The organism is Alteromonas sp. CNT1-28 (assembly GCF_022348345.1).
Lineage (GTDB): Bacteria > Pseudomonadota > Gammaproteobacteria > Enterobacterales > Alteromonadaceae > Alteromonas > Alteromonas macleodii.
The window spans coordinates 1-24,152 of the sequence record NZ_JAKREZ010000016.1; the positions used below are offsets into that span (position 1 = coordinate 1).

At 45.4% G+C, this 24,152-nt stretch carries 21 protein-coding genes and 1 pseudogene; 15 read left to right on the forward strand and 7 right to left on the reverse strand.

Annotation, left to right across the window (positions count from 1 at the left end):
• The 5 genes and pseudogenes from MHN02_RS11135 to thrS form a co-directional block, all read right to left on the reverse strand.
• Positions 1 to 252, reverse strand: a pseudogene (locus tag MHN02_RS11135) (IS3 family transposase); the annotation flags it as partial.
• A gap of 110 nt (positions 253 to 362) precedes the next feature.
• Complete coding sequence (gene rplT, locus MHN02_RS11140) at positions 363 to 719, reverse strand: 50S ribosomal protein L20 (RefSeq protein WP_012518092.1); 357 nt, start codon at positions 717 to 719, stop codon at positions 363 to 365.
• 18 nt (positions 720 to 737) lie between these two features.
• Positions 738 to 935 carry a 50S ribosomal protein L35 gene (gene rpmI, locus MHN02_RS11145; protein WP_012518091.1) on the reverse strand — a complete coding sequence of 66 codons (198 nt, stop codon included), beginning with the start codon at positions 933 to 935 and terminating at the stop codon, positions 738 to 740.
• A gap of 118 nt (positions 936 to 1,053) precedes the next feature.
• On the reverse strand, positions 1,054 to 1,593 hold the full coding sequence (infC, locus tag MHN02_RS11150) for a translation initiation factor IF-3 (protein ID WP_239246306.1): 540 nt from the start codon (positions 1,591 to 1,593) through the stop codon (positions 1,054 to 1,056).
• Positions 1,594 to 1,703: 110 nt separating this feature from the next.
• Entirely contained in the window at positions 1,704 to 3,620 is a 1,917-nt protein-coding gene (thrS, locus tag MHN02_RS11155) for a threonine--tRNA ligase (RefSeq protein WP_039230082.1), read from the reverse strand.
• Positions 3,621 to 4,067: 447 nt separating this feature from the next.
• On the opposite strand from thrS, the gene MHN02_RS11160 reads away from it, so the two are divergent.
• The 3 genes from MHN02_RS11160 (at position 4,068) to MHN02_RS11170 (ending at position 7,002) form a co-directional block, all read left to right on the forward strand.
• Positions 4,068 to 4,952 carry a fructosamine kinase family protein gene (locus MHN02_RS11160; RefSeq protein ID WP_239246108.1) on the forward strand — a complete coding sequence of 295 codons (885 nt, stop codon included), beginning with the start codon at positions 4,068 to 4,070 and terminating at the stop codon, positions 4,950 to 4,952.
• Positions 4,953 to 5,074: 122 nt separating this feature from the next.
• The gene (locus tag MHN02_RS11165) at positions 5,075 to 5,824 is read left to right on the forward strand and encodes a pteridine reductase (protein ID WP_131136258.1); all 750 of its coding nucleotides are present in this window, start codon (positions 5,075 to 5,077) and stop codon (positions 5,822 to 5,824) included.
• Between the two features lie 80 nt (positions 5,825 to 5,904).
• Positions 5,905 to 7,002, forward strand: coding sequence for a DUF3080 family protein (locus MHN02_RS11170; protein WP_275444900.1), 1,098 nt, complete (start codon positions 5,905 to 5,907; stop codon positions 7,000 to 7,002).
• Between the two features lie 152 nt (positions 7,003 to 7,154).
• On the opposite strand, the gene MHN02_RS11175 is transcribed toward MHN02_RS11170, so the two are convergent.
• Positions 7,155 to 8,405, reverse strand: a complete 1,251-nt coding sequence (locus MHN02_RS11175; protein WP_239246112.1) for a mechanosensitive ion channel family protein — start codon at positions 8,403 to 8,405, stop codon at positions 7,155 to 7,157.
• Between the two features lie 47 nt (positions 8,406 to 8,452).
• Positions 8,453 to 9,079, reverse strand: coding sequence for a CPBP family intramembrane glutamic endopeptidase (locus tag MHN02_RS11180; protein ID WP_014976215.1), 627 nt, complete (start codon positions 9,077 to 9,079; stop codon positions 8,453 to 8,455).
• Positions 9,080 to 9,505: 426 nt separating this feature from the next.
• Between MHN02_RS11180 and MHN02_RS11185 the strand changes: the two genes are divergently transcribed.
• The 12 genes from MHN02_RS11185 (at position 9,506) to MHN02_RS11240 (ending at position 24,139) form a co-directional block, all read left to right on the forward strand.
• The gene (locus tag MHN02_RS11185; RefSeq protein WP_039230095.1) at positions 9,506 to 10,339 is read left to right on the forward strand and encodes a MurR/RpiR family transcriptional regulator; all 834 of its coding nucleotides are present in this window, start codon (positions 9,506 to 9,508) and stop codon (positions 10,337 to 10,339) included.
• A 200-nt stretch (positions 10,340 to 10,539) separates the two neighbouring features.
• On the forward strand, positions 10,540 to 11,103 hold the full coding sequence (locus tag MHN02_RS11190) for a DUF924 family protein (protein ID WP_039230097.1): 564 nt from the start codon (positions 10,540 to 10,542) through the stop codon (positions 11,101 to 11,103).
• 181 nt (positions 11,104 to 11,284) lie between these two features.
• Positions 11,285 to 12,550, forward strand: coding sequence for an amidase (locus MHN02_RS11195; RefSeq protein ID WP_239246114.1), 1,266 nt, complete (start codon positions 11,285 to 11,287; stop codon positions 12,548 to 12,550).
• A gap of 168 nt (positions 12,551 to 12,718) precedes the next feature.
• A complete protein-coding gene (locus tag MHN02_RS11200; protein ID WP_039227171.1) occupies positions 12,719 to 14,296 on the forward strand; it encodes a gamma-glutamyltransferase family protein in 1,578 nt (525 codons plus the stop codon).
• 72 nt (positions 14,297 to 14,368) lie between these two features.
• Positions 14,369 to 15,187: a sulfite exporter TauE/SafE family protein gene (locus tag MHN02_RS11205; RefSeq protein ID WP_014949089.1), complete on the forward strand. Its 819-nt coding sequence runs from the start codon at positions 14,369 to 14,371 to the stop codon at positions 15,185 to 15,187.
• Positions 15,188 to 15,197: 10 nt separating this feature from the next.
• Positions 15,198 to 16,466, forward strand: coding sequence for an alanine--glyoxylate aminotransferase family protein (locus tag MHN02_RS11210; protein ID WP_239246116.1), 1,269 nt, complete (start codon positions 15,198 to 15,200; stop codon positions 16,464 to 16,466).
• A complete protein-coding gene (locus MHN02_RS11215) occupies positions 16,459 to 17,703 on the forward strand; it encodes an allantoate amidohydrolase (protein WP_014949087.1) in 1,245 nt (414 codons plus the stop codon). The genes MHN02_RS11210 and MHN02_RS11215 overlap by 8 nt, the downstream gene beginning before the upstream one ends.
• Before the next feature lie 36 nt (positions 17,704 to 17,739).
• Positions 17,740 to 18,105, forward strand: a complete 366-nt coding sequence (locus tag MHN02_RS11220) for an AraC family ligand binding domain-containing protein (protein ID WP_014976207.1) — start codon at positions 17,740 to 17,742, stop codon at positions 18,103 to 18,105.
• 216 nt (positions 18,106 to 18,321) lie between these two features.
• Positions 18,322 to 18,705: a hypothetical protein gene (locus MHN02_RS11225; RefSeq protein WP_239246118.1), complete on the forward strand. Its 384-nt coding sequence runs from the start codon at positions 18,322 to 18,324 to the stop codon at positions 18,703 to 18,705.
• Entirely contained in the window at positions 18,665 to 20,242 is a 1,578-nt protein-coding gene (locus tag MHN02_RS11230; protein WP_239246120.1) for a nucleobase:cation symporter-2 family protein, read from the forward strand. The genes MHN02_RS11225 and MHN02_RS11230 overlap by 41 nt, the downstream gene beginning before the upstream one ends.
• A gap of 241 nt (positions 20,243 to 20,483) precedes the next feature.
• On the forward strand, positions 20,484 to 22,871 hold the full coding sequence (locus tag MHN02_RS11235; protein WP_239246122.1) for a TonB-dependent receptor: 2,388 nt from the start codon (positions 20,484 to 20,486) through the stop codon (positions 22,869 to 22,871).
• Between the two features lie 131 nt (positions 22,872 to 23,002).
• Positions 23,003 to 24,139 carry a purine nucleoside permease gene (locus MHN02_RS11240; RefSeq protein ID WP_239246124.1) on the forward strand — a complete coding sequence of 379 codons (1,137 nt, stop codon included), beginning with the start codon at positions 23,003 to 23,005 and terminating at the stop codon, positions 24,137 to 24,139.
• Positions 24,140 to 24,152 lie beyond the last annotated feature (13 nt).

Below are 24,152 nucleotides of genomic sequence, written 5' to 3' on the forward strand. Positions count from 1 at the left end.
GCGTTTTATTTTTTCGGCTGGTGTTTCTTTTGAACTTGGCATAAGTGGATGCTGAAATGGTTTCGACCAGTCGAGTCTACCATGCTTTCTGAGCCAAACTAATACCGTCGACCTTCCTTGTATTCCGAAGTGAGCTTGTCCCTGTTTATAAGTGAATTCGCCTTTTTCTACACGCTCAACCACACCCAATTTAAAAGCTAATGTGTAGTCACGCTGTGTGCGCTTAGGTCTTTGATTACTTGAAGTTGTCATAAAGAAATCCTCTTTATGTCAACGTATTTTAGGACGGGACATAGAAACGAAAAAAGGCGAGCATCCTGCTCGCCTTTTTCCGAAAGAACTTAAACTTAATTAGTTAATAATTAAGCTAATGCGCCTTTAGCCGCTTCGACTAGTGCGCTGAAAGCTGCTTTGTCATGTACTGCGATGTCGGCAAGGATCTTACGATCGATTTCAACAGACGCTTTCTTCAAACCGTTAATGAAACGGCTGTATGACATACCATTTTGACGAGCAGCAGCGTTGATACGTGCAATCCATAGTTGACGGAATTGACGCTTGCGCTGACGACGGTCACGGTAAGCATATTGACCAGCTTTAGTTACAGCTTGTACCGCTACGCGATATACACGTGAACGTGCGCCGTAATAACCTTTTGCCTGCTTGAGGACTTTTTTGTGACGAGCACGTGCGATAGTGCCGCGTTTTACTCTAGCCATTAATCAGTCTCCTAAGTCTTATACGTAAGGCAACATGCGCTGAACCAATTTGGTATCAGAGTCATGAACCAGTTTTTTGCCACGAAGGTGACGTTTACGCTTAGAGCTCTTCTTAGTCAGAATGTGACGTAAGTGAGACTGTTTGCTTTTAAAGCGGCCAGAACCCGTTTTCTTGAAACGTTTGGCGGCACCGCTTACAGTTTTCATTTTAGGCATTGCTAAAACTCCGCATTGTTTAATATCGGTATTTTTCGTGTTGCAGTCACTTCATACCGGTTAATGTTTAGCAGCAAGGTGTTTAAGGGTGCAGATTCCTTAAAACTTTAGACCGTTACTACTTCTTATTCGGGGCTAGCACCATGATCATCTGACGGCCTTCCACACGACGTGGGAAAGACTCGCATGTAGCGATATCTTCTAAATCGGTTCTAACGCGGTTTAGTAAATCGATACCGATGTCTTGGTGCGCCATTTCACGACCGCGGAAGCGGATCGTAACTTTGGCTTTATCACCACCTTCAAGAAAGCGACGCAGGTTGCGCAGTTTGACCTGGTAATCGCCTTCATCAGTGCCAGGGCGAAATTTAATCTCCTTGACCTGAATTTGCTTCTGTTTTTTCTTCTGCTCTTTTTGAGCTTTACTTTTTTCGAAGAGGAATTTGCCATAGTCCATAACTTTACAGACTGGCGGCTCGGCATTCGGACTGATTTCTACAAGATCTAGGCCCGCTTCTTCTGCGTTACGAGTAGCTTCTGCTAAAGAAACCACACCAACCTGTTCACCGTCTTTGCCAATTAATCTTACTTCTCTGGCTTTAATCTCATCGTTAATGCGGGCTTTGTCGCCCTGAGCCTTGTTGTTAGCGCCTTTAATGTGCTATTCCTCCAAACATTTAATTCTTTTGCCTGCTTTTGGGAGGTCGGTTGACCCAAAGTAAAACCAAAGCAGACACCTTAATTGTGTATTATACACAATTTGCTCAACTACTTAATCGTCTTTTCAACAACTTCTTGTTGAGCCATGGCAATAAAGTCTTCCAGGCGCATTTTGCCTAGGTCGTCGCCGCGACGAGAGCGCACTGCTACTTCGCCCGCTTCCATTTCTTTATCGCCCACAACTAGCATATACGGAATACGCTTCAAAGTGTGCTCGCGGATTTTAAAGCCGATCTTCTCATTTCGCAAGTCAGACTTTGCTCTAAAACCTAATTCTTGCAGTTTTTTTACACAATCTGAGGCATATTCAGCTTGTTTGTCGGTAATATTCATTACCACAACCTGCTGAGGAGCCAACCAGAGCGGGAAGAAACCTGCAAATTCTTCGGTCAAAATTCCAATGAAGCGTTCTAGTGAACCCAAAATAGCGCGGTGAATCATAACCGGCACTTTGCGTTCGCCATCTTCTGCTACATAAGTAGAGCCCAAGCGACCTGGCATTGAGAAATCTAGCTGTACGGTACCGCACTGCCATGCACGGTCTAAGCAATCGTGCAGCGTAAACTCAATTTTTGGTCCGTAGAACGCACCTTCTCCAGGCTGATAATCGAACTCGATGTCATTGGCTTTAAGTGCATCTGCAAGCGCAGCTTCTGATTTGTCCCAAATCTCGTCAGCACCTACGCGCTTTTCTGGGCGAGTAGACAGCTTAACTTTAATATTTTCGAAACCAAACGCAGCGTATGTCTCGTACACCATCTTAATACAGCCACTCACCTCTTCTAGGATCTGTTCTTCAGTACAGAAAATGTGAGCATCGTCTTGCGTAAAGCCACGAACTCGCATTAAGCCGTGTAGTGCGCCCGATGGTTCATTACGGTGACAGCAGCCGAACTCAGCCATACGAAGAGGCAGGTCGCGGTACGATTTCAAACCTTGATTGAAAATTTGTACGTGGCCTGGGCAGTTCATTGGCTTAACGGCATATTCACGCTTTTCAGATTCAGTCGTAAACATGTTTTCAGCGTATTTGTCCCAGTGACCTGACTTTTCCCAAAGCGAGCGGTCCATCATTAATGGGCCTTTTACTTCGTCGTAACCGTATTCGCGTAGTTTCTTACGCACGTAGCTTTCAAGCTCGGTATAAATTGACCAACCGTCGTTGTGCCAAAACACCATACCCGGCGCTTCTTCTTGCCAATGGAAAAGGTTAAGTGCTTTACCAATTTTACGGTGGTCACGCTTTTCAGCTTCTTCTAAGCGCTGTAAGTAAGATTTAAGCTGCTTCTTATCTGCCCACGCAGTACCGTAAATACGCTGAAGCATTTTGTTGTCGCTATCGCCACGCCAGTAAGCACCTGCCACTTTCATCAGTTTGAAGTGATGGCAGAACTTCATGTTTGGCACGTGAGGGCCTCGACACATATCTGTGTATTCTTCGTGGTGATACAGTGCTGGGCGGTCGTCCTTGCTGATGTTCTCATCAAGAATTTCCATTTTGTAGCTTTCACCGCGCGCTTCAAATGCATCGCGTGCTTCTTGCCAGCTAACTTTGTTCTTAACCACGTCGTAATTGGTTTTAGCCAGTTCAAGCATACGCTTTTCTAGTTTGGCTAAATCTTCCTGGGTTAGGCTTTCTTCCATATCAACATCGTAGTAGAAACCGTTGTCGATAACAGGGCCGATAGCCATTTTGGTGTTAGGCCAAAGTTGTTTGATAGCGTGACCTAACAAGTGCGCGCAACTGTGACGAAGAATTTCTAAACCTTCATCGTCTTTTGCAGTAATAATTTGAAGTTGTGCGTCCGCGTCAATCATATCAACGGCGTCAACTAACTCACCGTTTACTTTTCCTGCAATGGTTGCTTTGGCTAAACCAGGGCCAATATCATTTGCAACATCTAGTACAGAAACAGCGTTATCGAAAGCGCGTTGGCTTCCATCAGGAAGGGTAATTACAGGCATTTTAATTCCTTTACAGTGGTGACGCCTACTCTGCGCCACATGCATATTTTTGAAAATTTAATCGTGCTTTATAGCACTCGAAACTTGCTTTATTTGAAGCGACTAAAGTACAGCAAATAAATACAGCGCATTGGTACTGCAAAACTGTATACGCGTCGAACTTACTGAGTTTTCTCAGTATTAAAGCAAGTTGTGGATTATAACCAGTGTAGGGGCAACTTCAATATCGAAAAGCCTTTATTGGCTAATTTGTGAAGGTTTGATTTCGTTTAGGAAGATTTTGAGTAGGAATTTATGCATTTCACCGTTTTTATCCCATACTTTAGTGTAAGGCGATAAAGGTTGCAGGACTGGCTCTTCGCTGGTGTTCTAGTGTGCCATAGGAAAGTAGTCACTCAACACTCCAATCGCCTTGAAAAAAGCATTAAAACAAGCAGAGCGTGCAATATGTGGCATTTTATCAGCGAGCATATTTCAGATGAAACCCAGCAGTTTTTTAGCTGCCAAAAAGCCGAACGAGTAAGTGGCGGAGATACACACGAAAGTTACATCATAAAAGATACGACCCATCGCTACTTTGTTAAAACCCGCAAATATGATGATACTCAGCAATTATCTCATGAAGCCGAAGGACTAGCGGCCATCGCTAACACGCAAACCATTGCTACCCCGCGAGTCATTTGCCATGGAATTACAGCCAATGAAACGCCTAATATGGAATATTTGGTACTTTCTCACGTTCGATTTATTGAACCTACTGATAATGACTATTTCATTTTAGGGCAGCAGCTCGCTGCACTTCATGCGGTTAACGCCTACACCAGCTATGGATGGCCGCATGACAATTACATTGGTGCCAGTGTACAAACCAATGGAAGAATGGCGTCTTGGGCTGACTTTTTTGCGGAAAAACGGATTGGTAGCATGCTAGAACGCTTGGCATCAATTGGTACATGGAAAAGCGGAGATGGCAATATAGACGATATTGTTACTCGAGTAAGACATCTCTTGAGCTTACATCAACCCCACCCTTCACTACTTCATGGCGATTTGTGGGCGGGCAATGCAGGCTTTAATAAAAAAGGACCGGTGTTATTTGACCCCGCTGTGTATGTTGGCGATGCGGAAACCGACCTTGCCATGGCCGAATTGTTTGGTGGCTTTCCCCAATCATTCTTTGAGGGTTACCATCAACACACCCCAATTGAAAAAAATTACCGATTAAGAAAACCAATTTACCAGCTTTACCATATTTTAAATCACGGGTTATTATTCGGCGCGCATTACATTACGCAAGCCAAACAAATAATAGATGACATTTACAAGCATTGATGTGACAAACAAATTCGCTTGCATTTGTTGCCCATCAGCCGTTTTACCTGCGGATTAAGAAAGAAAGCACCGCAAACTGTAAATAGATATAAGTCGATTTTAAATAGAGAGTAGCTTTTATTATGACAAACTCAGGCCCTGTAGCACTCATTACCGGGGCAGCAAAGCGAATTGGCGCCGCCATGGCATGTCAGCTTCATAGCGAAGGCTATCGCGTTATTATCCATTATGGGCATTCTAAAGACGAGGCACTTGCACTGGCTGAAAAGCTAAATAGTCAACGGGAGGACTCTGCTACCTGTCTTCAAGCCAACCTTTGTAATTCAGACGAAGTAAGTGCACTTGGGCAGCGAGCATTAGGCATTTGGGGTCAGATAAACGTTTTAGTAAATAATGCTTCTAGTTTTTACCCCACTCCGGTGGGCGAAATTTCAGAAGACGACTGGGTATCTCTGATAGGCAGTAACGTGAAGGGGCCATTGTTTTTGTCACAAACATTGGCCCCCGCATTAGCGGTAAGTAAAGGCTGCATTATCAATATGGTCGACATGCATATTGACCGTCCACTCCCCAAACACAGTGTTTACCTCATTGCTAAATCCGGTCTTGCCTCACTAACCCAATCGTTAGCTATAGACTTAGCCCCCAACGTTCGCGTAAATGGTATTGCGCCAGGAGCAATTTTGTGGCCAGAACGGGAAATGGACGAGGACGAAAAAGACAAACTGATATCGAGTATTCCACTGGGTGAACTAGGTACACCAAATGACATTGCTAAAACATTGTCGTTCTTGGCATCGGCCCCTTACATCACTGGACAAATCATTTATGTCGATGGCGGGCGCGGACTTCATACTGGTGCCTCCGCGTGAATATTTCCCAAGCGAAACCATGGCACCTAAAAGTTTCGCAACTAAGAAACGCTTGCCGCGCTGGTGTCATCAGTGTTGCCATGTTTGCTTTGCTAGGCTGTTTTGGCGGTAGTACCGTAAAGCAAAGCATTGACGATTACGCCGCACGACTCTCGCGTGTACTCGATACGCCCCTCCCCGATTCGTTTAACGATAAGATTACCACCCCGCTTCCCAAACTTGCTGACTCCGCCACGCTTAAACACGCTATTGAGGGCGTGAGTATAAACCTGCGTGAGTTTTATGCGCTGCAAGATTGTGAGCTGGGCACTGTAGTTGCCGAACGCAATACGTCGCTAGGAAAAAGTCAGCTGCCATCACAGCGGCTTGTTTATGAGAGCAAGCTGCTTACTGTACTCAAAAGCTGTGAAGCAGCGCTCACGAAAGAAAACGAGTCTAACAAGAGAAACGCGGCACTGGCAGCAACCATCGCATCGTGGCGTGAACAAAAGACACAAGAATACAGTAAAACGTGGGCAAACCTAGTCCAAGGGAGCCAAGAGTTGCGTCTGGCGCTTAATACACCTGAACGTCTTTTCTCAGTTGAGAATAATAAAGACGCACTTTCTAGCGTAAACGCGCTTTATTATATTAACAACTTAAGTAACAAAGAATTGCTCTTGAGCGATGTGTATTCTTCCAATACAGCATCGAGCGATACAGAAACAGAGGCTACGAATGAAAATAATAGTGAGAAGATTATTGAGAGCAGCGAGCTTGAACAACAGCTAAAAATTATACGCTCAGCCAGGTTACCCGCTACACTTTGGCATACACAACAAACCTTAACGCAAAACCTCTCATTGCTTACGGATATGCTTGAAACCGAGCTTGATGCTGTAAGCTGCCCAGAAGGTCGCGCTAGCGACAAAGCAAAAATATTGCGTAATGTATTCTACCTTTTCTTTATTGAGGAAATACAACCTGTAGGAAGTTTGGTAAATCAATACCATTACAAACTAGCCCCATTATGGGAAGACTGGCTTGCGCAGCCGTCGCTGCACGAGGAATTCAAACGCTACATCAGGCAACAGTCACAAGACGGATTCAACCAATACAGCAGCGTCATGAAAGCGCATGTCAACTTATGGCAAGGATTCCTTGGTAGATGTAATCTATCGCCCGTCGCGCCTGTTTAATAGCGCGACGAGCAAATCCACTAGCCCAGCTTTTGCTAAACATCTCCTCACCTCTGGCTAGCTTTGCCGAAGCACGTTCAATATGTTCGGTTCCCTTCTAGATTTGAAAAAGGGCAAATGACACATTCCAATAATCCTTCACATAACAAATGTTAAAGAATATTTTCTCCTGCTTCCGGATCTCTCGAATTCCGAGCCTGCTCTCGTATCTCATGGGCTTCGGAAGACACATCATCATTGATTTTCGATTCTTGTGGGCGCGTATTTCCAGCCTCTTTTGCACTTGACCTTTCGTTTCGATTTTCTGTGGCTCCACTATTCTCTTCGCTATCCAAGCTTTTTACGTTCTTTTGTTCTGTCGTACTTTCACTTAACTCATTTGCTACGTTTTCTGAAGGGTTAGCGCTTGAAGCGCCTTTTTCGGAAGCATGATAAATATGCATACCCTCAGGGAAAATGCGCTCTCTCGCATCATCAGGCATACTGATATTCGCCTCTAAGAAGGCCTGAGTGATTTTACGCATCAGCACCGACGCCATTTTTAGTACACTCGTTTTCTCTACATCCACCCAAAAATAAACCTTGATGTTGTAGGTCGAGGGGCCTAATTCATCGATAAGAATTTGCGGTTCAGGGTCGATTAACACGTTGTCTTGTGCTGACGTAATTTCTTGCGCCATCTGCTGAGCGTGTTGTATATCAGCATCGTAGCCAACGCCAATAACAAACTGACCACGCATTAGCGGGTTGGCCGTAAGGTTTTTGATTACCCCTTTGTAAATAGTCGCGTTAGGTATTTGAATATGGTTGCCGTCAAAATCCACCAGTGTAGTCGCACGTGCCGTAACTTTCTGAATGATGCCGGTGAAATCGTTGATTTGTACGATATCCCCTATTCTAAAGGGGCGTTGAATAGTAAGCAGTAGGCTTGAAATAAAGTTCTCGGCGATGTCGCGAAAGGCGAAACCAAGAATAAGCCCCACCACACCTGTACCACTCACCACCGCGATTGCAAATCCGGTGAGCCCAGCTAAGAACAAAAATAGATAAATACCGAGTAAAATTAAGACTAAACTGACACTTCTTTGAATGACTGAGCGCAGCAGTGGAGATGTGGTCGTACGGGTTAACGGTTTAACTAAAACCTTGGCAATATGCGGCGCTAAAAGGATAAACGCCGCCATGATAACTAAGCCTAGTGCCAACCCCGGTAATCGATAAACAAAGTTCTCCCAAAGCTGAGAGAGTAGCGACTGTGCACTTGATAAACTGCTTATTGCGCCACCTTCGTCACTTTGTTGAAGCAAAGTTTGTATAAAAGGTTCGCTGTCGGTTTGCGAGAAAGAAAGCCCCGCTCGATTATTTAAAATAGAGGGTTGTAATATTTGTTGCGCACTGAACATCACCTCACTCCTTGGCGTTCATGTGTTTCGGTTTTTAATATAAATAACTACGACGCGATAACTAAATAAGATCCCAGCCCGATGGTAAATAAAAAACTGCCCCATATAGCGTGTTCTATAACCACCACGGGCGTCGAGTTAGTTTGCATATACCTATAACCGAAAATGCCACCGCCAATCCAAGAAATGACTACAGCAATCCAGTTACCGTACACTAAGTGGGCTAGACCAAATAAAAAAGTACTTAAGGCCCACCTTGCATATTTCGAAGGTAGTATTCGCTTGTAACGGTGGAAAAAGTACGTTCGAAAAATGATCTCTTGCGGGATGACCGACACTAACGGATAAATCAATAATGTAGCTACCCACATCCATGGCTGGTTCATAGGCCAATGTAGGAACAATTCCGGTTTAAAAAAGTAAACTACCAGCGCCAGTAAGCTCGCCCAAGGCAAAAATAACCTTAACGTACTTTTTAAATGCGTTCGATAGTCTTCCCAATGCCACAATTTAATGCGTTTAAATTGCTTATCTGCTAACAAGATAGCTAAGCAACAAAGTCCCATAACACCTAAAATAGGCATGAGATAATTTGCAAAATGCTTTATCCAGTAGAGAACGGCAAAGGGAATCACCACAAAGAGCAAGATCAATTCAGACCACAGCTTTGCCACAACTCACCTCTTTCTCTCAATCATGCTAGGTTCGCTGATCTATTCCCCAAACGTTTTTACTAACTAGAATCGATGCTAAACCAACAAGGTAATTACCAACCGATGACACTTTTGTGAATTTTTACGGTTTATGTCTATGAAAGTGTAGTGCCAATTTGCAAAGCATGAGTGATTAATTAAGTGCTACTTTAGCCCTATACTTTACTGCGCATTCGTAACTCTCTATATAGATAAGGTTTTTTAAGAGCAGTGGAAACTTGTAAGCGTTTTTTAGTAATGAGCAACAACGCTTATTATAATGTTCTACTTCAATAGTCGGCTTCGAAAAACCTATTTTGAAGTACGTGAACGCGTTGAATTCAGGTAGTGTTTGTATATCGCACAAAAGTCGTGAAATAATTGCATAAGATGTATAAGGCGATACCAATGACAAAAAATAGCCCTAGCGACGTTTTACAGCAAATTGAAAACCACTATGCCTCTTTGTCCCCTTCGGGCAAGGCTATTGCGCATTATATTCAGCAGAATCCTATCGCAGTATTAAGTCAATCTACGTCTTTAATCGCAGAAAAAACGGGGACGTCAAAGGCCACAGTCAGTCGCTTCTTTCGCCAGCTGGGGTTTGACTCGCACCAGCAAGCTAAAGAGGCGCTTGTTCAGCTACGTGAGCAAGGCGTGCCTGTTGTAAGCCCTTCAAGTGGTGTACTTCAGCATGAGAATGATAGTAAGAATTTGGCCAATACATTTGATAGCACTTCCTCAGAGGCGTTGACAGATATTGCTAAATTGCTGGCATCAGCAGGCCAGGTCACCTTGATTGGTTTTAGAAACGCCTACCCCATTGCACTTCATTTCAGGCAGCAGCTCAAACAAATTCGTGCGTCGGTCCGTGTGCTTCCTCAGCCCGGTCAAACACTTAGTGAAGATATTATCGACCTGACCGAAAATGATCTTGTCGTACTTTTTGGTTTTCGTCGTAGAACCCGACAATTCAAATTTGTTTTAAATAGCATTAAACACTGTAAAACCGTATTAATTACCGATCCAACGGGCCAAGGATATCGTCACGATGTCGACCACCTGTTGGTTACCCACATTGGCAGTGACTCGCCTTTTGATAGTTACGCGGCTCCAATGAGCCTGGTTGCATCACTGTGTAACCTTACCTACGAAGTATTAGGAAGCCAGGCCGCAGACCGCGTCGACGCGATTACTGACATCTACATTCAAATGGATGAGCTAGAAAGTCCAAAGCGTTAACCCTTCCCACAGAACACTTTTTAAGCAATACTATAAAGAGAGCGGATAGCAGAGAATTGTTATTTTGCAAGCGTAAAGGGAACTAAAGCGCTTAAAAATGGGTATAAGTATTAATTCACAACGCTTATTTTGGGTTTTAATGCATAAAAACGTACCTGTTAATTTAATTTCACTGCTAAAAGCGTGTGGTTGGAGTTGATATGGATAAAACGCAAGTAGTCATGGAAGAAGCTAACGGTGTGCTAGACTTTTGGTTTGGAGAACTCTCCCCAGAGCAATGGTTTAAGGAAGATGCAGCACTAGATAAAACGATCACTTCGCGATTTTCAAAATTGCGCGCAGCAGCCATAAAGGGCGAGTTGTGGCCTTGGCGAGCGACGGCTACCGGTCGTCTTGCCGAAATAATTCTTCTCGATCAATTCTCGCGAAATATTCATCGCAATGACAAAGATGCATTCAGTGCAGACAGCATTGCTTTGGTTCTTGCGCAAGAAGCGGTAAGTGTTGAAGCCGACAAGGTACTTACACCGCAGCAGCGCGCGTTTCTGTATATGCCGTTTATGCATAGTGAATCACTCGCAATCCACGACGTCGCATTGGAACTATTTTCACAAGAAGGCCTTGAAAGAGAATTCACCTTTGAAAAGCGCCATCAACAGATTATTGAAATGTTTGGCCGCTACCCCCACCGCAACCGAATTTTAGGGCGCGAGTCGACACCAGAAGAAGTTGCATACCTGAAGCAAAACCCCCAAGGTTTCTAGCAACTTATCTAGTTTTTTATCAATTTACTCAGCGCTTTACCAATTATGTAACTCACAGAAAATAATGTACGTACTAAAATGTCCAATGAAGTAACGCTCGTTTCTCTTGACTTTTTAATGAAACAGTTGTTTCATTAATCTAAAGACGAATAAAGAAACAATAACGAATAAGTAACGCGCTGTGAGCTCTCCTTTTGTACTGAAGCCCTGTGATGCCAAGTTCACACAGGCAATTAAAAACCTAGAAATCGCATTCAGTCTTGACGGTAGTGTTAAAGATGACGCATTTTCGGCGTCAGGAAAAGCGCTGAATCAGGCAAAAAGTCAAAGTAAATTGCCGCTTAGCGGACTAGGTCTGGCAGTAAAAGATTTGTTTCACATTGAAGGATTACCAACCGCAGCAGGAAATCCTGATTGGTTAGCCACACACGCGATTCCGAAAAACACAAATCGTTGCGTAGCAAAGATGCTTCAAGCGGGTGCCGCGTTCAAAGGCAAAACCATCACTGATGAACTTGCCTACAGTTTACACGGGCAGAATAAGCACTACGAAACACTGGTAAACCCAGTGGCACCAGCTCATATACCTGGTGGTTCTTCGTCAGGTTCAGCGGTGGCCGTTAGCGCGCACCTTGCCGACATAGGGCTTGGCACCGACACCGGCGGCTCTATTCGCGTACCGTCTAGCTATCAAGGGTTATGGGGGCTTCGCACCACGCACGGCGTTGTGGCCTGCGACAATATGGTGGCACTTGCTCCGTCGTTTGATACCGTGGGCTGGATGACACGCGACCTAAACACGCTGACTAAGGTTGCCAATGTCTGCATAGATAGCGCTACACAAAGTGAAATATCAGGTTCGCCTCGATTTGGCATAGCAGCGCATTTATTTGAGCAGGCCGCTCACAAATCGCTGTGCAAAACATGGCTTGCAGCGCTGGCAGATAACAACGACTGTATTGTATTGTCAGAGACACAGCTAGATTTAAAAACCTTACAAACTGCCGCTACCTTTCGTACCTTACAGGGCAATGAAATATGGCAGCAACATGGCGAATGGATTGAATACACTCAACCCGATATCGCCAAAGATATAATGTTGCGCTTGAATTGGTGTAAAACCATAACAACGCAAGAAGTAGAGCAAGCTAGAGCGCAACAATCTGTGGTAATCAATCATTTAAACACGCTGTTTGAAGAAATAGATGTATTGATTATTCCCACGACACCCGGTGTAGCACCTCGATGTGATGCCGATGAAACAACGCTGGCAAATGATAGAAACGCTCTGCTCGCACTCACGGCGATAGCTGGGCTTGCGGGATTACCCCAACTTCATTTGCCGTTGTTTACCCTACACAACGCCCCATGCGGATTATCGCTAGTGGGCAAAAAAGGCAACGATCTTGCACTTCTCGCGTTAGCAAAAAAGCTAACCACTCGCTAAACGTGTAAAGCGCGCCTGTTTTTTTTAAGTTGCACCTAAAAAAGCATTAGCGCCCTATCGCATTCAAGTTGAAACTAGAAAGCGGAAGTAAGACCCAAGCGCCCGTCATTTTGCCTGATTTGGGCTTAAACTGACTGCGCGGTTGCCGAGTTTTTGAAGGAATTAAAAATGAGTGAAAAACCAAATATAGCGTTTACTGCCCCTCACTTTGCGGCATCGCAAGTGGGCTTAAACATATTAGAAAAAGGCGGCACCGCTATTGAAGCTATGGTAGCTGCTGCAGCCTCTATCGCGGTTGAATACCCGCACATGAATGGCATGGGCGGTGATGGATTTTGGCTAATCAGTGAACCTGGTAAAAAGCCGATTGGCATTGATGCATCTGGCGTAGCAGCAAAGGGCGCCACACCTTCTTTCTACGAGGGTAGCGATGCCATACCTAGTCGAGGCGGAAAGTCAGCATTAACCATGGCAGGCGCAGTTGCTGGTTGGCAAGCCGCGCTTGAATTAAGTCACAAATGGCAAAGCGGTTTACCGTTAAGTACATTGTTCGATACAGCGATTAGTCAAGCTAACTGGGGGATTGAAGTTACCCAGAGCTTGGTGGATGCCAGCAACAAAACCTTTGAAGAGCTAAGTGCGGATGAAAATTTCGCTCAGTTTTTGATTAAGGGGAAAGCCCTTAAAAAAGGTAAAATTTTAAAGCTAACAAAGCTCTCTGAAACTTTGAAGCATTTAGCAGAAAAAGGGTTAGATGATTTTTACCACGGTGAGTTAGCTTCGCAGCTGGCAGAAGACTTAGAAGCCGCCGGCTCCCCTATTCGCCTTGAAGATTTCAACAATTACAAAGCGACAATTGTTGAGCCATTGTCGGTGTCCACCAGCAAAGGCAAGCTTTATAACTTGCCCGCGCCCACACAAGGTGTGGCGTCGCTCATTATTTTAGCCTTGTACGACAAAGTTCAGCATTTAGGCAGCACCGATGCTGACATGGTGCATTTACTTATTGAATGCACGAAACAAGCCTTCATTGCGCGTAACGCGAACGTAACCGACCCATCTCGTACGCCTGTTAGTCTTCAAAGCCTGTTAAGTGACGATGTGCTTGATGAAATGGTGAAGAACATCTCATTAGATAAAGCACTTCCTTGGCCCCATGAAGCCAAGCACGGCGATACTATTTGGATGGGTTGCTGCGATTCTGAAGGCCGAATGGTGAGCTACATACAGTCACTTTACTGGGAGTTCGGCTCGGGCGTAGTGAGCCCGCAAACAGGCATTGTTTGGAACAACCGTGGCACTTCGTTTTCACTCGATCCAAACAGTAACCAATATTTGACCCCAGGCTTGAAACCATTTCACACACTTAACCCCGCTTTCGCTGAGCTTGTTGACGGTCGACGCATGAGTTACGGCACCATGGGTGGTGAAGGTCAGCCTCAAACCCAAGCGGCGCTGTTTGCTCGTCATGTCTACCACGGCCAACCTATCGCCAAAGCTATTTCCCTCGGCCGTTGGCTACTTGGTAGAACCTGGGGCGATCAGAGTCACAACTTAAAAGCAGAGCGTGACTTAGTTGAGTATGTAGGTGAGAGCTTACTGGCACGGGGCCACGATATGGTGACGGTAGATCCTTGCAACGAACTTATGGGTCATGCTGGTGCAATTATTCGCGACACAGAAGGTACGGTGAGTGGCGCAAGCGACCCAAGAAGTGACGGCAAAGCCTACTTTGGACATCGCTAGTTTATTCGCAGTGGCTACGACGCAGCACTGACAAATAGTTAAACCAACAAACGTTAAAGAGAAAGAAATCACATGCAGTTTTTAATGGATAACCTAACGGTTATATTATCGCTAGCAGGAACAGGCGTGTTCGCAGGCATACTAGCAGGAATGCTTGGCGTAGGTGGCGGTATTGTCATCGTGCCGGTACTGTTTTTCTTGTTCCAAGCCCTCGGTGTGTCCCCTGAGAGCGCAATGGTTATAGCCACGGCAACGTCTCTGGCAACCATCGTCCCTACTTCAGTAAGCTCTATTCGTGCTCATCACAGTAAGGGCAATGTAGACTTTGCATTGCTAAAAGCGTGGGCAGTGTTCATTTTAATTGGCGTGCTTGCCGGAAGCTATGCGGTGACGGCGGTTAACCCGACGTTCCTTACCTTACTGTTTGGCATTATTGCAACCTTGTCTGCCATTAATATGCTCATTGGCAAGAAAGACGCGCTATTTAAAGGGCTACCGGGCCGCGCAGGTCAGTCGATTATGGCAACCTGCATTGGGCTATTCAGTTCTATGGTAGGCATTGGTGGCGGTACGTTAACCGTGCCGACTCTCACATTTTGTAACTACCCAGCACACAAAGCGGTGGGCACCGCTGCTGCAGTCGGTTTAATTATTTCGCTTCCCGCGGCGCTCACGCTGCTATTTGTTGGTACCACTCCTGTTGATGCGCCCTTCGCTACGTATGGCTATGTAAACTTGCTGGGGTTTGTCTGCATTGTTCCGCTCACCGTTTTATTTGCGCCTGTCGGTGCAAGCATAGCCAATAAGCTAGACGCTGGCTTACTTAAAAAAATCTTCGCCGTTGTTCTCATCATCACTGGCTTGCGCATGCTAGCGCAAGTCCTTATCTAGGAGTGCCCACATGTCTCAAGAAGCTTCTAACAGAACGTTTGCCCCACTATCCCCGCCGCCTCGCTTGCTAATGGGTCCGGGCCCAATTAACTGCTACCCCAGAGTCTTAAGCGCCATGTCTACCCAGTTAGTAGGTCAATATGACCCTGTAATGACTGGCTACATGAACGAGGTCATGCAATTTTACCGCGATGTTTTCAATACGAAAAACCAGCAAACCTTTTTGGTTGACGGTACGTCGCGCGCTGGAATTGAAGCTGTATTGGTGTCGGCAATAGAGCCAGGCGATAAAGTCCTCGTGCCTATCTTCGGGCGTTTTGGGCATTTGCTTGCTGAAATTGCAGAGCGCGCCGACGCTGAAGTTCACACCATTGAAGTGCCGTGGGGCGAAGTGTTTACGTCTGAACAAATTGAAAACGCGATAAAAGACGTAAAGCCAAAACTGCTTACCATTGTTCAAGGGGATACGTCCACCACCATGCTGCAACCGCTTGCAGAAATTGGCGCGATTTGTGAAGCAAACGATGTGTTGTTTTACTGCGATGCAACAGCGTCAATAGGTGGGAACCCGCTAGACGTTGATGCTTGGAAATTAGATGCGGTGTCAGTTGGCCTGCAAAAGTGCTTAGGAGGCCCATCAGGCAGTGCTCCTATTACACTAAGCGACAAGTTTGTTAAAACCGTGCGTACCCGTCACCACGTTGAAGCCGGCATTCGCGATGCTCACCATGAAGCTGCGCGTGGCCCTAAAATTCGTTCTAACTACTTCGACTTGCCCATGATCATGGATTATTGGGGCGAGGAGCGACTAAATCACCACACCGAAGCGGCCAGTATGCTCTATTGCGCCCGTGAATGCGCGCGCCTGCATTTAGAAGAAGGCCAGGAGAGCGTGATTGCTCGTCACAAAGTAGCGGGCGACGCGATGCTAGCCGGTATTCAGGCCATGGGACTTGAGCCCTTCGGCGACCTGAAACACAAAATGTACAACGTTGTAGGTGTTCATATTCCCGAGGGTGTTCATGGCGAAGAGGTACGCGAAACCTTACTTCTGCGTTTTAACATTGAAATAGGCACTAGTTTTGGTCCGCTAAAAGGAAAAATTTGGCGCATTGGCACTATGGGCTATAACGCCAGAGAAGATGCCGTGTTACATACCCTCCAGTCCCTTGAAACTGTGCTTCGTATGCAAGGGTTTGCGCTACCTGCTGGTAAAGGTGTAGATGCTGCGCTTAGCGTTTATGCTAAGGCTAAAGCGGCGGGAGTCACCAATGGGTGAATTCGCAGAATTTGCTGAATTGGCTACGCAAGTCATGGCAAGGTGCGAAACATTAGGCACCTTAAGCCAGGACCCAGCCTGTCTAGACCGGCGCTATTTGACCGAACAACACAAGCTTGCAAATCAACTCGCCTCAGGGTGGATGATTGAAGCAGGAATGACAACCTGGCAAGACGCCGTTGGCAATATATGGGGGCGCTATACATCAAGCGTGCCCAACGCACCGCGATTAATTCTAGGTAGCCACCTCGATACTGTGCCTAACGGCGGAAAGTACGACGGCATGCTAGGCGTGGTCGCCGCTATTTCACTGGTCGCTATGTTTGACGGCACGCAAACCAAGTTCCCTTTTCATATCGATATTGTGGGTTTTTGTGATGAAGAAGGCACGCGATTTGGCACCACCCTTTTAGGAAGCCGCGCGCTCACCGGTAAGTGGCAAGAGCAATGGCGTCATCTAAAAGATGAAAATGGCGTGAACTTAGAGCAAGCCATGGCGAACTTCGGCCTTAATTTCGACGCAGTAAACAGTGCCGCCATTTCCCGTACCGACATTTTGGGCTACATAGAGCTTCACATTGAACAAGGCCCTGTTTTAGAGCAAGAAAATCTGCCTGTTGGCGTTGTCAGTGCTATTGCAGGTGCAAAACGTTTTAATTTTTCAGTAGAAGGCATGGCGGGTCACGCTGGCACTGTGCCGATGTCTATGCGACGAGATGCGTTGTGCGCAAGTGCAGAGATGCTATTGGCTGTCGAGAGCATTAGTTTGCAGCGTCCGGGCGTTGTGGCCACGGTAGGTAAAATTGAAAATGCGCCAAACGGCGTTAACGTCATTTCTGGTCGCACACGTTTTTCTCTCGATATCAGAAGCGAAGATGATGAATTGCGAGATTCTGTATTGGCAGAAATATTGCAAAAGTTTGATGCCATTGCGCATGCAAGACAAATAACGCTAACACGGGAGCAAACCCACAGCGCACCTGCGGTGCATTGCGATAGCCAGCTAAAAGAAGCACTCGTTCGAGGCGTAGAAGAAAGCGGAATTAAGCCAAGAGTACTTGCCTCGGGTGCAGGTCATGACGCTATGGCTATTGCTGATATTTGCCCTGTGGCCATGTTGTTTACACGTTGTAAGGGCGGAATAAGTCACCACCCTGCAGAATCTATTACCATTGATGACGTGGCCGCAAGTTTGTCAGTACTTTATAAAACCATTAGCAAGCTCAAGCATACGTAGTGGTCAAATCAGCAAAGTTTCAATGAAGGGTTAATAATGAAAATAACAAGGATTTACAACGATGAAGCAGGCAAAAGTCACTTTGGCGAAGTGGAGATTGCGCTAAAAGACGGCGGTCCTATCGGTATGCTTTCAGAGAAATTCGGTGCAGATAAAATAATTTTTCGCGAAACGCCTGCAGATTATGATTTTAAGTGGCATCCAGCGCCGGCGCGACAACTCCTTTTCATTATTAAAGGGCGTGCTGAATTTACGGTGTCTAACGGTGAACGCCACGTGTTTGGAGCAGGTGACGTACTATTGCTAGAAGACACAGAAGGCGAAGGCCATTGTTCCCGCGCAATGTACAATGAAGTGCGCCACTCAATTTTTGTGACGTTAGATGAAGGCGTAGTCCTATAAAACGACCGTTCGCACTGCTCTGAAAAAATGCGCTAATTTAGCGCATTTTTTTGTTTAGGCACCAAAATGGGGCTTACGAATTGCCTAATTATTTGCTCCTGACCCAAACCCACATAAAAAACACTTTAAAACAACAACTTAAAAACACATTACTAAGCAGACCAACTGGTCAATATCTTGCAACCATAGAGCAACTATTGCTAAGAAAAATTGCTCATGTCATTTGTTGTACGAACCCTGTTCATTTTGTCTTTATCCCTTGTTGGTCTTTATTCCGCCGCAAACCCCTTTCCTACTGAAGAAGACGCAAACAATTGGTTTAAGCAATATACACAGTCATTGACCGACTCACAGACCTATCAACTACTTAAACAGTTTCCAAAAGGCGGTGACTTGCACCATCACTTATCAGGGTCGGCGTACGGCAAATGGTGGTATGAGCTAGCAACTAATCAAGCGCTAAACGGCGGCTATCAGTACTTCACGAAGGTGAATCATAGCGAGTGTGACTCGGCGCCGTCTCCGTCTTCGCCAATTAAGGAAATAACAAGGAATAACCATGTCTTCAAATCACAGCGAACTACTTTACGATTTACATGATAGTCCGGCATTTCTTCCTTCACTTACCGCGGCATTTCAGCATTTACTTGCAAGCTTTGTCGGTGTCATTACGCCGACTCTTATTGTTACATCAACACTGGGCCTTACTGAATACACGCCTTATCTTATCAGTATGGCCTTGTTTGTAAGCGGCTTAGGCACGGCAATTCAAACAAAGCGTATAGGCCCAGTAGGCAGTGGATTGGTAGCCATCCAAGGTACCAGTTTTGCGTTTATTAGCGCATTGATACTGGCAGGAAATCAGGTCAAGGCGGATGGAGGAACATCCGAAGATGTCTTGTCTTTGTTGTTTGGATTAACTATGGCGGGTGCCATGGTCGAAGTGGTGTTTAGTCTACTTGTACATAAACTCAAACGTATCATTACACCATTAACTACAGGAATTGTAATAACCGCTATTGGGCTAAGCTTGATAAACGTAGGCATGACTGATCTTGCGGGCGGCTTTCACGCCGCTGACTTCGCCAGCACAGAAAACTTAGCCGTCGGCCTTGGCGTGTTGCTCATTATTGTTTTCTTGAACGCCTCAACAAATCATTGGCTGCGTTTAAGCGCCATCTTTATTGGTATGGCAATTGGCGCAACCTATGTTGGCATTACAAAAGGATTAGATTTCAGCGGCCTTGCTGCGCTTTCCGTCGTAGCGATCCCCACCCCTTTTGCCTTTGGCATTGCATTTGATATCACTCTCTTTTTACCTATCGCGCTCATCTATTTGTTTAGTGCAATAGAAACGGCCGGCGACTTAACCGCAAATAGTCTTTTCTGTAAGCAGCCTGTGAGCGGTCCGATTTATCTTGCAAGGGTGAAAGGCGGGATTTTGGGCGACGGCGTTAATTCGTTACTTGCTGGCATGTTCAACACCTTTCCAAATACTACATTTGGCCAGAATAACGGGGTTATCCAATTAACCGGCATCGCCAGCCGTAAGGTCGGCTTTTTTGTTGCAGCGCTATTCGTTGTTATTGGGTTCTTCCCCATTGTAGGTGGTGTGCTGCAGGCTATTCCCAAACCAGTTCTTGGCGGTGCTACTCTGGTTATGTTTGCCATGGTGGCCGTGGGCGGTTTAAAGCTTTTAGCCAGCTACGCACTTGATAGGCGCAGTAGTTTGGTGACAGCGTGTGCGCTAGGTATGGCGATTGGTGTAATGATGGTTCCAGAAGCCCTTGCTCAATTGCCTTCATGGCTTGAAAATATCTTACTTTCCCCAGTAACCTCGGCCGGCCTTACCGCCGTCATCCTTGATTTAACCTTACCTGGAAAAAAGCCCCTTGCTTCCCCACACGCTAGTGCACAAAAAATTGAAAGCAGCACTGGCGTTGCTCAGGACAACCCTGCTTACGAGCCTATTCACAACCCAAAGCCAGAAGGTAACCGTAGGGCGCCGAAAGCACTCAATGAAAAAGCCGTTGTAAACCATGAGGTTGTTAAGCACTCAGCTCACTCGACACACATTTTAAGTATAGACGGACAACCGGGCGTAACCTCTGCTCTTTTTAGTGCAAAAGCTCGCTAAAAATCACCTTATAAGTGCATGCATTTATGCGATTGAGTTTATTTACATAAAAATAACACTATAAGAACAACATTATATATTTTTATCCTTATAATTCAGCAACTTAAGAAAAGGTTAAAAGTTGACCAACTGGACAAGTAGTTGGCACTCATCCTGCTAACTCTCTTGCCAATAACAAAACGCATATAAAAATGCGTGAAAAGAGCCCTAAAAAGGGGCAACTAAAAATAACGAGGAAACCATGAAAAACACTACATTCAATTTATCTCCTCTAGCAAAAGCTTTTGCAATGACTACCGCGGTCGCGCTATCGTCGCAAGCTTTTGCTCAAGAAGAGACAGAGGTTAAAGAAAAAGACGTTGAAAAAATTCAGGTAACAGGATCCCTTGGGAGCCTTCCTGGCCAAGACGTTGAGTCAGTTTTTGGCTTTGGCAAATCTATTCTCGAAACGCCTCGCTCAGCGTCCACGATTTCTCAAGAGCAAATGGAGCGCTTCAACGTTTCAGACATTGATGAACTCGTCGCGTTCGCACCAGGTACATTCACACAGTCGTTCTTCGGTGTTGCAGGCTCTCTGGATGTGCGGGGCACGCCCGGGGAAGTATATTTTCGAGGTGTACGCCGCTTAGATAACCCTGGAAACTACCCAACGCCCATTGGTGCGTCGAGCAGTGTTGATATTGTACGTGGCCCAGCTTCGCCAATTTACGGCCCAGCTAAAATCGGTGGCTACTTAAACTTTAATCCTAAGTCAGCAAAAGTAGGCAGAGGACAGTATTTAGACAGCCCAACGGGACAATTTTCTTACACTACAGGCTCTTGGGATAAGAATGTTCTCACTGCCGAAGTAGGAGGGCCAAGCAAACTTGCTGGTAAGGAGCTTGGTTACTATATCTACGCTGAACAAGAAAACTCAGACTCTTATTACCGCAACAGCGAAACTGACCAAACTGTGCTCCAAGCCGCTTTCGATATGGACTTGACTGAAAACCTAAGTGTTGAGTTTGGCGGTATGTATCACAAGTACGATGGTAACCAAAATGCAGGGTGGAACCGTGTTACGCAAGATTTGATCGACAACGGCACCTATATTACTGGAAACGCTAAGCCACTTGATGCAGACGGCGACGGAAGCATTAGTCATTTTGAATATTTTGCAGCAAACCTCTTTGTAGAAGTAGACCCACTTACTGAAGATGGTTCAAGTTTCAGCGATGATATGGCCTTGGTAGATGTGGGCACTGCTCAACTTGGCCGCGATCAAACGCTCATTGCTGCCGATGACGTTTTGGAAAATGAAGTAACCACGCTTTATTTTGATATGATTTACTACGCGGATGAATGGGAAATCAAAAACCAGTTTTTCTATGAAAGTTATGAAAACTTGAACGAAAATGCTTACGGCTTCTCACAATTTCATGATGCTTATGTAATAGAAGATAAAGTTATTTTTGCAACTGAATACGAAAGCGACAGTCTATTCGCACAATTTCAGTTCTCCCCATCAGTTCGATACACAGATTTTGAAAGCGGCGATGATTTCATAAACGAATTTTTTGATCGCCGTGACTTAACAGGTCCTTCAACGGCGTTAGATAGACGCCTTCTCGCAACTAGAGCTGGATTTGGTTACTCAAATTATGACGTGGGCAACTATCTGAACCTAGGTGTTGCAGCAATGACAGACCTAACTTGGGAAAATGGCTGGAATGTCGTACTAGGATTGCGTTATGACTCAGTAGACGTAGAGAGTACAACGCCAGGTGGAATTACTCTATTTGGTGGCGACGAAGATGTAACAGCTGAGGACAAAGAAGACGGCATTTCATGGAATGCTAGCGTTTCATATAAGACAGACTTTGGCTTAATTCCTTATATTACTGTGGCAGAGCAAGCTACGATTGTTGCAGGTCAGGGCGCAAATATAGACGTTGAAAATATTCCTGGCGGATTCTTCGATACGTCGGAGCTTTTCGAGTATGGTGTCAAAGGCTCATTTTTGGATGACAGCTTATACGTTGCGTTATCTATTTATGAACAAGAACGTACTGACATCAACGCTCAATCAACTGTAACAAACAACACTACACTGAATGAGGGCACAGAGTTTGAGCTTCGTTGGGTAGTAAATGAACAGCTTGTATTAACAGCAGTTTACACCAACATTGAAGTTACTAATTTGACAGTACTTGACGGTGGTGGTTTCCAATTTGGTTTCTTTGGTGCCGAAGACTTTGCAAATATCGAAGATCCTTCAATCTTCTTTGGGGGCACGCCAAACGGTAATACGGCATATGGCAACCTTTCTGCCATCAAAGCGGGTATTCCAGAAAACACCTATGGCTTAACTGCAACTTATGACTTCTTAAACGGGTATGCTGCAAGTGTTAGTGTCGTGAATGCTGATGAAGTATCTTCTGGTTTCTCGGGTTCAGTGACTCTCCCTTCGTACACGCTAGTGAATGCAGGTGTATCTTACCAAGCCGAAGATTGGAGTGTTAATCTAACCGTTAAAAACTTAACTGACGAAGATTATTTCCGGTCGAACTTCCCTGATCTATTTGGTAGTCAAATTGTATTACCTGAACTTCCGCGTCACTGGAATGCTAAATTTACTTACTCATTCTAAGTTCGCATAGTCTTTGAGCGTGGTCGTGCTTCATGTGTAGATTGAACGTTCGACATACGCTCTCAGGCCTGTAAGTTTTTTCGATAAGAAGCCCAGTTTGATAATGCTGGGCTCTTTTTTAGGAGTACTAAATGCATCTTTCTTTTTATCCACTGCTTAAACAAAAACGGTCTGCCTTTTTCAACGCTTTGCTTATATTGGCTATGTTTTTGGGTTTCTGTAGCAGTAGTTATTCTGCCAGTGTTAAAGCCAATGACGCTAAGCCGCCAATGAAAGTGAAGGTTGTTGTAGTAAGTATGTTCGAAATTGGCAACGACGAAGGCGACGCGCCTGGTGAATTTCAATTGTGGAAGGCTCGCCAGAATCTCACAACCCAATACCCTTTGCCTCATGGCTTTCACGATATTTACGCCAATCCTGATACAGGTGTAATCGGTATGGTTACGGGAATGGGCATTGCGCGCGCTTCAGCAGCAATAATGGCACTAGGTCTTGATCCTCGCTTTGATTTATCCCAAGCCTATTGGTTGGTTGCAGGGATCGCGGGAGTCGACCCAGCGGATAATACCATTGGTAGTGCAATTTGGACCGATTACGTAGTTGATGGCGACCTAGCACATCAAATTGACGCTAGAGAAATTCCGTCTCAGTGGAGTACGGGTTATTTCCCCCTCTTTACTCATGCGCCCTTTGAAAACGCTGACGCTGTAGACGTAAACAACAGCCCAAATGGCGAGGTGTACGCGCTGAACTTACCGTTAGCAAAGTGGGCCTATTCGTTGACAAAAGACACCAAGCTTTTAAACAACGAAGCGATGGATGCATTGAGAGCCAAGTACACCAACTCAGCTAATGCGAGGGCACTTCCCAATATATCTATGGGTGCGCATTTATCTGCTTCTACCTTTTGGCATGGCGAAAAACTAAATACGTGGGCAAACGATTGGGTGGCATACTGGACGCAGGGCAAAGGAAATTTTGTTACCTCGGGCATGGAAGACTCAGCAACACTTCAAAGCTTGAGCTACTTGGACAATGCAGGGTTAGTCAACAAAGACCGCTTACTTATTCTTAGAACGGCGAGCAATTTTACCATGCAGCCACCATCGTTGAGCGCTGCGGAGAACCTAAAGTTAGAGAGTTCTGGCGATGGATATGCAGCAATGGGAGCCGCTATAGAAGCCGCCTATAATGTCGGCTCGCAGGTTACAGACTATATTGTAACGCATTGGGAAACCGTAAAAGATACGCCCCCTTCAGCGGAATAAACGTACTTTAACC

Bases quoted from the DNA above. Each gene is read 5' to 3' on its own strand.
- rplT (WP_012518092.1), bottom strand. From the start codon at position 719: ATGGCTAGAGTAAAACGCGGCACTATCGCACGTGCTCGTCACAAAAAA.
- MHN02_RS11210 (WP_239246116.1), top strand. From the start codon at position 15,198: ATGTCTCAAGAAGCTTCTAACAGAACGTTTGCCCCACTATCCCCGCCG.
- MHN02_RS11230 (WP_239246120.1), top strand. From the start codon at position 18,665: ATGTCTTCAAATCACAGCGAACTACTTTACGATTTACATGATAGTCCG.
- MHN02_RS11160 (WP_239246108.1), top strand. From the start codon at position 4,068: ATGTGGCATTTTATCAGCGAGCATATTTCAGATGAAACCCAGCAGTTT.
- MHN02_RS11235 (WP_239246122.1), top strand. From the start codon at position 20,484: ATGAAAAACACTACATTCAATTTATCTCCTCTAGCAAAAGCTTTTGCA.
- MHN02_RS11215 (WP_014949087.1), top strand. From the start codon at position 16,459: ATGGGTGAATTCGCAGAATTTGCTGAATTGGCTACGCAAGTCATGGCA.
- MHN02_RS11200 (WP_039227171.1), top strand. From the start codon at position 12,719: ATGAGTGAAAAACCAAATATAGCGTTTACTGCCCCTCACTTTGCGGCA.
- MHN02_RS11165 (WP_131136258.1), top strand. From the start codon at position 5,075: ATGACAAACTCAGGCCCTGTAGCACTCATTACCGGGGCAGCAAAGCGA.
- rpmI (WP_012518091.1), bottom strand. From the start codon at position 935: ATGCCTAAAATGAAAACTGTAAGCGGTGCCGCCAAACGTTTCAAGAAA.
- MHN02_RS11185 (WP_039230095.1), top strand. From the start codon at position 9,506: ATGACAAAAAATAGCCCTAGCGACGTTTTACAGCAAATTGAAAACCAC.
- MHN02_RS11225 (WP_239246118.1), top strand. From the start codon at position 18,322: ATGTCATTTGTTGTACGAACCCTGTTCATTTTGTCTTTATCCCTTGTT.
- MHN02_RS11170 (WP_275444900.1), top strand. From the start codon at position 5,905: ATGTTTGCTTTGCTAGGCTGTTTTGGCGGTAGTACCGTAAAGCAAAGC.
- MHN02_RS11175 (WP_239246112.1), bottom strand. From the start codon at position 8,405: ATGTTCAGTGCGCAACAAATATTACAACCCTCTATTTTAAATAATCGA.
- MHN02_RS11190 (WP_039230097.1), top strand. From the start codon at position 10,540: ATGGATAAAACGCAAGTAGTCATGGAAGAAGCTAACGGTGTGCTAGAC.
- MHN02_RS11220 (WP_014976207.1), top strand. From the start codon at position 17,740: ATGAAAATAACAAGGATTTACAACGATGAAGCAGGCAAAAGTCACTTT.
- thrS (WP_039230082.1), bottom strand. From the start codon at position 3,620: ATGCCTGTAATTACCCTTCCTGATGGAAGCCAACGCGCTTTCGATAAC.
- MHN02_RS11240 (WP_239246124.1), top strand. From the start codon at position 23,003: ATGCATCTTTCTTTTTATCCACTGCTTAAACAAAAACGGTCTGCCTTT.
- MHN02_RS11205 (WP_014949089.1), top strand. From the start codon at position 14,369: ATGCAGTTTTTAATGGATAACCTAACGGTTATATTATCGCTAGCAGGA.